We start from the raw sequence: 9,147 nt of genomic DNA on the forward strand, positions 1-9,147 counted from the left end.
GGTCGGCCTCGGCGCCGCGGGCGGGGCGGACGGCGGCTTCGGGGCCGGTGACGGCTTCGCGGGCGGCTTCGGGGGCGGGGTGCCCCGTACGACGGGGGAAGGGACGGGCGGCTGCTTGGCGTCCGTCCTCGGGGCCGGAGTGTCGTTCCCGGCCAGCGCCAGCACGAGCGCGGCGGCCACGCCGACGGCGACGACACCGGCCGCGACGCCCGCCTTCAGCGGTGCGCCCATGCCCTCGGACGCGGCGGCACCGCCCCCGGCGCCCGATCCTCCGGAGGCACCACCGGCCGCTCCGGCACCACCGGCCGCTCCGGCACCACCGGCCGCTCCGGCACCACCTGTCGCCCCGGCACCGCTCGAAGCCCCGGCCGACGCTCCACCGGCCCCGGCCGACGCGCTCCCGGCCGCGGCCGCCGCACCGGCGGCACCCGCTCCCGCGCCCCCGGCGATCAGCGCCGCCGCCTTGGCGTACCCGGCGGCGCCGAACCAGCCGATGACCGCGACCGGCACGACGGCCGGGATGCCGCCCGCGACCTCCTTGATCTGACCGGCGGCCAGCCGGCACTTGACGCACTCCTCCAGGTGCTTGCGCAGGCCCCGCTCGGCGCGGGTGCGCAGACTGCCCCGCGCGAACGCCCCGAGCCGGTCGGCGTAGCGGGCGCACTCCTCGTCCCCGGCGAGGCTGGCGCTGACATGGGCCTGGAGATACGCCTGCTTGAGCCCCTCACGGGCGCGACTGGCCAGCACGCGCGTGCCGTTGGCGTCGAGCCCGAAGAGCGTGGCGACCTCACTGGGCGACTCGTCCTCGACCTCCGTGTGCCACAGCACGGCCTGCCAGCGCTCGGGCAGCGAGCGGAAGGCCTGCATGGCCAGGGACTGCTCGGCCTCGTGCATGGCCCGCACGTCCGCGCCCAGTTCCAGGGTGTCGTCGTCCGCGACCGCGGACCCCCGTGCGGACTGCGCCGCGAACAGGGCGAAGTCGTCGACCAGTTGCTCCCTGCGCGCCGACTTCGTCCAGTCCGCGGCGGCCCGCCGGATCGAGGTGAGCAGATACGCGCGTACGGCGTGCTCGGGACCGGAGCCGCGCCGGACCGCCTGGAGCATCCGGGCGAAGACCTCGGCGGTGAGGTCGTCGGCGGTGTGGGAGTCGCGGCAGCACGTACGCGCGTACCGGCGCACCGCCTCGGCGTGCCGCCGGTACAGCTCCTCGTACGCGCCGTCGTCCCCGGAGCGCATCCGGCCGATCAGATCGGCGTCCGACACGGGCAGTTCGCGCGGCGGCGGCAGGCTGCTGTCCTCGCGGCGGTCGCGCTGCGTCGGTACGCCGCCCTCCGCGCGGCCCGGCGTACGGCTCTCCAAGGGGTCGCCGCCCGGCGGCAGATCGGCCCGTCCGCCTTGACTCGGCACCTGCGGGGTCGCCGACTCCCCGTCGTCGCGCGACTCGTCCCACCCGTCAACGTTCATCGCGGATAGCCCCCGCCGCCAGCTCCACCAGTCCCGGACACCGGGTCAGGGTGCCACATTGGCTTTTGGTCAGGACCCGCGCGAAAGGACATCCACTCGTCCGTGGGGTCTTCCTCCGAGCGGGCACTACCGAGCCCTGAGACGGGGAAGACCCAACACCCGCTCACCACCGACCAGTTGCCCGCCCCACCCGCCACACCCCAAGGGGCGCCCCACGACACGGACCGCCGCGTGGCCGACACCCGGCCCCCGCCCCGACTCACCCCATCGAGCGCACGGCGATGACGCGATGACGGGGCGCGGCGAGGGGCGGTGCGATGACGGCGGGGGCGAGGGCGCCGGGCGACCACGCCGGGGGCGGACCGGGGCACGGTGAGGGTGAGCGCGGCGCGATGAACGCCAGGGCCGAGCCGGGTGCGCGATGACACGGCGCGGGCGCGCCGCGCGACGACGGCACCACGGGCGCGGGCCTGCGGCACCGGTGCCCCGCCCACGCCTCCCGCACCTGCGCCGGCCCGCCGGATGCGCGACGACACCGCCCGGCCGCGCCCGACACCGACCGCGCCCGACACCGACCGGCCGCGCCGGAGCCTTACCGTCTGCCTCGCACCGGGCCCCGCCGGACCTCCGCCGGACCCCCGCTGGACCTCCGCCGGGCCCGGCCCGGGTCGTCACCGGGCGTCGGCCGAGCTGGCACCAGGCTTCGGCCCTGGTCCCGACCTCCGCCGGGTCCACGGCCCGGGTCCTCGCGCCCGTCTGCGGTGCAGGCCCGGCTCCGCTCGACACCGGCGGCGCCCGAAGCCGGGTCGCACTGTGCCCCGCCGGACCTCCGCCGACCTCACACCCGGCCGCGGCCCTCGTCCGGACCACCGCCTGGTCCACGGCCCGACCCGTCCCCGGGGGCAACGGTCCCGCTCCCTGGGCCGAGACCTCGTCCCCGGGAGCGGGCGCGCGTCCTCACTCCCGAGCCCGCGACCGCAGTCCCTCCAGGAGGATGTCCAGCAGCCGGGCCGACGCCGCCGCCTGCTGCGCCGCGTCCGGCAGCGAGGGCGCAGCCGTCGCGATCACCAGCAGGACGTCCGACACCGACACGTCCGCCCGCAGCTCACCCGCGGCACGCGCACGCTCCACGAGCTGGCCCACCACGTCGAGCAGCGCCGCCGTCCCCGCGGCCACCGGGTCGACCGGCGCCACCGCGGCCTGGTCGGGCACCAGGCGCAGCTCGCCCGCGCCCGGCTGGATCCGCTGCTGAGGCACCCGGGCGTCGTCGCGGCCCTCCTCGGCGACCCCGACCCGCAGCACCTGCGGCGGCAGCAGGCGCCCCGCGCCCGACGCCACCGACGTGCGCAGGAACCGCGACAGGGCCGACCACGGCTCGTCCTCCTGGCCGAGCGCAGCCCGCGCCTGGTCCGTCAGCCGGGAGGTCTCCTCCTCGGCTATCCGCCGCACCAGGACGTCCTTGCTCGGGAACCGGCGGTACACCGTCCCGACGCCGACCCGCGCGCGACGGGCCACGTCCTCCATGGGCGCGCCGTAGCCCAGCTCGCCGAAGACCTCACGCGCCGCACGCAGCACGTGCTCCAGATTGCGCTGTGCGTCCACGCGCAGCGGCGCCCTGCGCGGCCCGTCGCCACGCCCCCCGGCCGCCGCCGCGCTCAACGTGCCCGCCCCGGCGCCCACGGGCGCGATGGCGGACGCCGAAGTCCAACGAGAGTCCTGAACATGCATAAGTGATCCCCCGGTAATGACGTCTCCCCCCGGAGACTCTCCCCGTCCCTGCTGAAGCCGGAGCGTCGTGGAACTGGCCCGGGACAGCGAGTCCGACCTGTGTGGGTTTCGGACCCGATGAGCGCATCCCCCTACACTCCGTCGACACACGAACATAGTTGAGAGGGGGTCAATTCAGAAGGGGCAGGTTCCGCACGGAGCGTCCTCGATCGGAGTACGGGCCGCTTACGCCCCGATTGCGCCACTCGCAACTCCCACCCCGCACCATCTGACCTGCGACGTTCCCATCCACTCCGGCAATTCGGCCAATTCCTTGCGGCGTCCCGCTCCGGTCACACAAATTGTCGAGCCTGTGGACAAACGCAAGCGCCGGGTGCGTCATGGGATGGTGAAGGAACGTGCGCGCATTCTCGTTGTCGGCGGCGGCTACGTCGGGATGTACACGGCCCTGCGGCTGCAGCGGGAGCTGAAACCGGAACTCGGCCGGGGCGAGGCCGAGATCACCGTGGTCAGCCCCGACCCGTACATGACCTATCAGCCGTTCCTCCCCGAGGCGGCGGCCGGCTCCATCTCCCCGCGGCACGTCGTCGTACCGCTGCGCCGTGTCCTGCCCCGGTGCCGCGTCGTCATCGGCGAGGCCACCGCGATCGACCACGCCAAGCGCACCGCCACCCTCACCACCCTCGCCTCCGGCGAAGAGGGCACGGGCGGCGAGCAGATCGCCTACGACGAACTCGTCCTCGCGCCCGGCTCCGTCGCGCGCACGCTCCCCATCCCCGGCCTGGCCGACCACGCCGTCGGCTTCAAGACCGTCGAAGAGGCCATCGGACTGCGCAACCACGTCATCGAGCAGATGGACATCGCCTCCTCCACCCGCGACCCCGAGATCCGCGACGCGGCCCTCACCTTCGTCTTCGTGGGCGGCGGGTACGCGGGCGTGGAGGCGCTCGGCGAGCTGGAGGACATGGCCCGCTACGCCACGCGTTACTACCACAACGTCCGGCCCGAGGACATGAAGTGGATCCTCGTCGAGGCGGCGGACCGCATCCTGCCCGAGGTCGGCGAGGACATGGGCCGCTACACCGTCACCGAACTGCGCCGCCGCAACATCGACGTCCGCCTGCACACCCGGCTCGAATCCTGCGTGGACCGCGTCGCCGTCCTCAGCGACGGCGCCCGCTTCCCCACCCGTACGGTCGTCTGGACCGCCGGCGTCAGGCCGCATCCCGTCCTCGCCGCGAGCGACCTGCCCCTCACCGCGCGCGGGAGGCTGAAATGCACCCCCGAGCTGACGATCGAGGGCACCCCCCACGCGTGGGCCGCCGGAGACGCCGCCTCCGTCCCCGACGTCACCGCGGGCGCGCCCGGCACCGAGTGCGCCCCCCACGCACAGCACGCGCTGCGCCAGGCGAAGGTGCTCGGCGACAACATCGCGCACTCCCTGCGCGGTGAACCCCTGGAGACGTACGCCCACCGGTACGCGGGCTCGGTCGCCTCCCTCGGCTTCCACAAGGGCGTCGCCCAGGTCTACGGACGGAGGCTGAAGGGCTACCCTGCGTGGTTCATGCACCGCGTCTACCACCTCAGCCGGGTGCCCACCTTCAACCGCAAGGCCCGCGTCCTGGCCGAATGGACGCTCTCCGGACTCTTCAAGAGGGAGATCGTCTCGCTCGGTTCACTCGAACACCCCCGGGCGGAGTTCGAACTCGCTGCCGGTGGAAAGCCTCAACACGGCCCGGAAGACGACCCGAAGGGGTAGTCCTGGCCGGACCCAGGAACTCCACCGACGGGGCAGGCGTCTGACGGGTGTCGGCCAGGTCGGCCGCACTGCCAGACTGACCCCGAAACCGTTCCGACCCCGCACGGCATCCCGGGGTGCCGCACCTCAGCCCCCGGCCGGGTCCGGAGCCGGCCGAAGACGACGACACGAGGCAAGGATTCGTGAACTTCACGCGCTGGAGCGCCCGGCTCCCCGGAACACAGCGCCGCGCCGCTGCGCGGACCGAACCCGTGGCCGCGATCGCCCATGACCGCAGGGCAGAGGGACCGGGCGCGGTCCCGGCCGCCCGCGCCGAGCAACTCACCGACGACGCCCTGGCGATCCCCGCCCTGGACGAACTGCCGGTCCGGGAGGTCCTGGACCGCGTCCCCTCCCTGGTCGCCCTCGTCCACGGCCCCGACCACCGCCTCGCCTACGTCAACGACGCCTACGTCACCGCCTTCGGCGTGCGCCCTCCGGGCGCACCCGCGCGCGAAGCCCTCCCCGAACTGGCCGAACTGGGCCTGCTCCCGCTCCTCGACCAGGTCCTACGCAGCGGCAGACCCCGCACCCTGAAGTCCCGCAAGGCTCCCGACGGCCGGTCCTACACCTTCACCTGCACCCCCGTCACCGAGGGCGACGGCGGCGTCCTGGTCTTCGCCACCGACGTCACCGACCACGCCGAGGCCGCCGAGCGCCTGCGGGCCAGCGAGCGCCGCCAGCGCGAGACGGCCGTCACCCTCCAGCGCTCCCTGCTCCCCCAGGAACTGGAGGAGCCCGACGACCTGCGCATCGCCGCCACCTACCACCCCGGCGGCACCGAGGCGGCGGTCGGCGGCGACTGGTACGACGTCATCACCCTCGGCGGCGGCCGCACGGCCCTGGTCATCGGCGACGTCATGGGCCGCGGCGTCCGGGCGGCCGCCGTGATGGGCCAGCTCCGCACGGCCGTGCGCGCGTACGCCCGCCTGGACCTGCCCCCGCACGAGGTCCTGCAACTGCTGGACGGCCTGGCGACGGAGATCGACGCCAACCAGATCGCCACCTGCGTGTACGCCATCCACGACCCCAACGAGGGCCGCCTGGTCTACTCGTCCGCCGGCCATCTGCCGATCCTCGTGCGCGACGAACACGGCGAGGTCCAGCGTGCCGACGAACCCACCGGCCCGCCCCTGGGCACCGGAGGCTGGATGCACGCGTCGGGCTCGATCCCCCTCAGCCCCGGCTCCACCGCCGTCCTCTACACGGACGGCCTGGTCGAACGGCGCAACGAGGACCTCGACGAGGGAATCGCCGCCCTGGAACGCGCCCTCGCCGGTGCGACCGGCGCGCCCCAGGTCGTCTGCGACCGCCTGGTCCGCTCGGCGGGCGTCACCGCGGACCACGACGACGACGTCGCCGTACTCGTCCTCCAGCACCCCGCCCGCACGGGCCCCGACAGCGACCTCTTCCGCAACGCCGCCCTGGAACTCATCGGCGGAGTCGAAGCCGCCCCCCGCGCGCGTGCCTTCGCCTCCGGCGTCCTCACGAGCTGGCGCTTCCCGACGGACCTGCACGACCTGGGCGTCCTCGCCACCAGCGAACTCGTGGCGAACTCCCTCCAGCACGGCACCCCGCCCATGCGGCTGCGCCTGCGCCGCACCGACCGCCGCCTGATCATCGAGGTCACCGACGGCGACGACCATCTGCCGCGCCGCCGCCGCGCGGAACCGGCCGACGAGTCCGGCCGGGGCATCGCCATCGTCGCGACGATCGCCTCGGCCTGGGGCTCCCGCCGCACACCGGGCGGCGGCAAGGCGGTCTGGTGCGAGTTCATCCTCCCCAAGGCGCCCGCCCGTTAGGGCCGCCGGTCAGGCGTGCGCCGGCGACTGCCCCGCCGGAGAGGCCGCACCCTGCGCCACGACCCGGCTCAGACCGAGCCACGGCTGATCCTGGACGGCGGTGAGCTGGCGCCCCAGCCGCAGCGCGAGGTAGGTGATGCCCAGCGAGAACAGCAGGAACGTCACCACGTACGGCCCCGGCAGCGCGGCACCCATGGGCCCGCCCACCGCCGGTCCGACCGCGAGCGCCAACTGCTTCACCAGGGCGAACGCAGAGTTGTACTGCCCGGCCATACCCGCCGGAGCCAGATCCGCCACCAGCGGCGCGACCGTCGGCGACAGCATCGACTCACCCAGCCCGAACAGCGCGTACGTGGAGATGAAGGCGGCGGTGGCCATCTCCTTGCTGCCGTTCCCGAGCCCGGCGTACGCCGCCGCCACCCAGGCCACGGCCCAGATCAGCCCGACGACCGCGATCACCCGGGACCGCCGGCGCCGCTCGACGAACTTCAGCACGAGGAACTGCGCGACCACGATCACCGCGGTGTTGGCGGCCAACGCCGCGCCCAGCGCGGAGGTCGACACCCCGGCCGCCTCCACGCCGTAGGCGCTCAGGCCCGACTCGAACTGCCCGTAGCAGGCGAAGAACAGCACGAACCCGAGCACGCACAGCTGGACCATGGCCCGGTTCTGCATCAGCCGCTTCCAGCTCCCCTTCGCGGTGAGGTGCCCGGCCGCCCCGTCGACCCGCGGCGCGCGCGGCATCCGCACCGTCGCCATCACCACGACGAGCAGCAGGAACATCGCCGCCTCGATCGCGAACAGCAGGGTGAAGGAGGACACGCTCGTCGTGTCGACGAGGTTCCCGCCGATCAGCCCGCCCACGCCGAGCCCGAGGTTCTGCAGGAAGAACTGCGTCGCGAAGGCCCGCGACCGCGTCTCCGCCGTCGAGCAGTCCACGATCATCGTCGCCAGCGCCGGCTGCATGACCGCCTGCCCGGCTCCGAGCGCGGCCGCCGACAGCAGTACGGCCGTCGCGCTGCCGGCGAGACCGAGGCTGAGCGCGCCCACGGCGGCGGTGACCAGGGCGGTGAGCAGCACCGGGAGCGGGCCGCGCCGGACGATGGCCCGCCCGGCGAACGGCAGCACGACCAGCGCGGCCACGGCGAAGACGGCGAGGACGATCCCCGCCGTCAGGGAACCCAGCCCCCGCACCTGCGCCACATAGACGTACAGGTAGGGGACGGTGAAGCCGAGCCCGAACGCGCTGAGTGCGTTGCCCACGTGAATCCGGCGCATCGCTGCGCCCCTCGCCCTGGTCACGTTCACCTCTCTCAGATCGAGACCCGTCGATGCAGGTCTGAAGACTTCGAAGCTAAAGTTAGAAGCTAAACAATACATCTTCAAGGACTTCGACGCCAAGCAGGCCCGTGCCATACTCGGGCCATGGGCGAGACACCCGGCACCGGCGAACCGACACTCGAAGAGCAGATCGCCGCCTACCAGCGCGAGTTCCAGGACCTCGACCCCCAGGTCGAGAAGATCGTCTCGGCGCTGTCCCGTCTGAACCGCCGGATGAACGTCGCCTACGGCCGCCAGACCTCCGCCCTCGGCATCAGCAACGCCGAGTGGGAGGTCCTCAAGGCCCTGGTCCTCTCCGGCGCCCCGTACCGGTTGGGCCCGAGCGACCTCGCGAAGCGGCTCGGCCTCACCCCGGCCGCGATGACCCACCGCATCGACCGGCTGGTCGCCGAGGGCCTGGCCACCCGGGAGCGCGACGAGTCCAACCGTGTGCGCGTCATCGTGGAGCTGACCGCGGAGGGCCGCGAGAAGTGGCTGGAGGCGATGCGTCTCGCGTCCGTCTTCGAGGAGGACCTGCTCCAGGACCTCTCTCCCGACGAGCGCACCACCCTCGGTGAAGCCCTCACCCGCCTGCTCCGCAGGGTGGAGGACGCGCAGCCGGACGCCGGCGGCCGACTCAGCGACCTGGACTGACGGGCGCCGGCCCGCACCCCGGAAAAGATCTTGACAAGCGTTCCTTGACAGTCGCACGCCGGATCCGTAATGTTCTCCGGGTTGCCGCTGAGCCGTAACGGTTCTTCGGCAGCACCCTCCGCCGCGAGAGCGGCAACCCAAACCACCAGCACGATCTTCCCCAGCGGGTCGATTTCGGCATGTCCGAATTCAATTCGAATGGGGGCTCGGCGGCCCGATTGGGAATCGCCGAGAGAATCAGCTAAGGTTTGAAACGTCGGAACGGCCCAACGGCCGGGAAGGCAAACCCCGCTGACTGGGGGTCAGGTCGAGAAAAGGATCTGATAGAGTCGGAAACACCGAAGGGAAGCCCGGAGGAAAGCCCGAGAGGGTGAGTACAAA

Annotated in this window: 6 protein-coding genes; 3 read left to right on the forward strand and 3 right to left on the reverse strand. The window is 73.3% G+C overall.

The annotated features are described in order from the left end of the window. Both SZN_RS32655 and SZN_RS32660 read right to left on the reverse strand, forming a co-directional pair. The coding region (locus SZN_RS32655) for a sigma-70 family RNA polymerase sigma factor (RefSeq protein WP_007503510.1) at positions 1-1,464 on the reverse strand (1,464 nt) is incomplete at its 3' end. 957 nt (positions 1,465-2,421) lie between these two features. Beyond that, the gene (locus SZN_RS32660) at positions 2,422-3,192 is read right to left on the reverse strand and encodes a TetR/AcrR family transcriptional regulator (protein ID WP_043734279.1); all 771 of its coding nucleotides are present in this window, start codon (positions 3,190-3,192) and stop codon (positions 2,422-2,424) included. Between the two features lie 385 nt (positions 3,193-3,577). Between SZN_RS32660 and SZN_RS32665 the strand changes: the two genes are divergently transcribed. Together SZN_RS32665 and SZN_RS32670 are read left to right on the forward strand one after the other, a co-directional pair. Next, complete coding sequence (locus SZN_RS32665; RefSeq protein ID WP_007503514.1) at positions 3,578-4,951, forward strand: NAD(P)/FAD-dependent oxidoreductase; 1,374 nt, start codon at positions 3,578-3,580, stop codon at positions 4,949-4,951. A gap of 182 nt (positions 4,952-5,133) precedes the next feature. Continuing rightward, positions 5,134-6,792 (forward strand): SpoIIE family protein phosphatase, encoded by a 1,659-nt coding sequence (locus SZN_RS32670; RefSeq protein WP_007503516.1) that lies wholly within the window; start codon positions 5,134-5,136, stop codon positions 6,790-6,792. A 9-nt stretch (positions 6,793-6,801) separates the two neighbouring features. Here the strand turns inward: SZN_RS32670 and SZN_RS32675 are convergent, their stop codons facing one another. Continuing rightward, positions 6,802-8,070 (reverse strand): MFS transporter, encoded by a 1,269-nt coding sequence (locus SZN_RS32675; protein WP_007503518.1) that lies wholly within the window; start codon positions 8,068-8,070, stop codon positions 6,802-6,804. A gap of 147 nt (positions 8,071-8,217) precedes the next feature. Here SZN_RS32675 and SZN_RS32680 point away from each other — a divergent pair, with 147 nt between their 5' ends. Continuing rightward, a complete protein-coding gene (locus SZN_RS32680; protein ID WP_007503520.1) occupies positions 8,218-8,766 on the forward strand; it encodes a MarR family winged helix-turn-helix transcriptional regulator in 549 nt (182 codons plus the stop codon). The last annotated feature ends 381 nt before the right edge of the window (positions 8,767-9,147 follow it).

Origin of the sequence: Streptomyces zinciresistens K42, assembly GCF_000225525.1 — a bacterium.
Taxonomy (GTDB): Bacteria; Actinomycetota; Actinomycetes; order Streptomycetales; family Streptomycetaceae; genus Streptomyces; species Streptomyces zinciresistens.

Bases quoted from the DNA above. Each gene is read 5' to 3' on its own strand.
- SZN_RS32660 (WP_043734279.1), bottom strand. From the start codon at position 3,192: ATGCATGTTCAGGACTCTCGTTGGACTTCGGCGTCCGCCATCGCGCCC.
- SZN_RS32665 (WP_007503514.1), top strand. From the start codon at position 3,578: ATGGTGAAGGAACGTGCGCGCATTCTCGTTGTCGGCGGCGGCTACGTC.
- SZN_RS32675 (WP_007503518.1), bottom strand. From the start codon at position 8,070: ATGCGCCGGATTCACGTGGGCAACGCACTCAGCGCGTTCGGGCTCGGC.
- SZN_RS32680 (WP_007503520.1), top strand. From the start codon at position 8,218: ATGGGCGAGACACCCGGCACCGGCGAACCGACACTCGAAGAGCAGATC.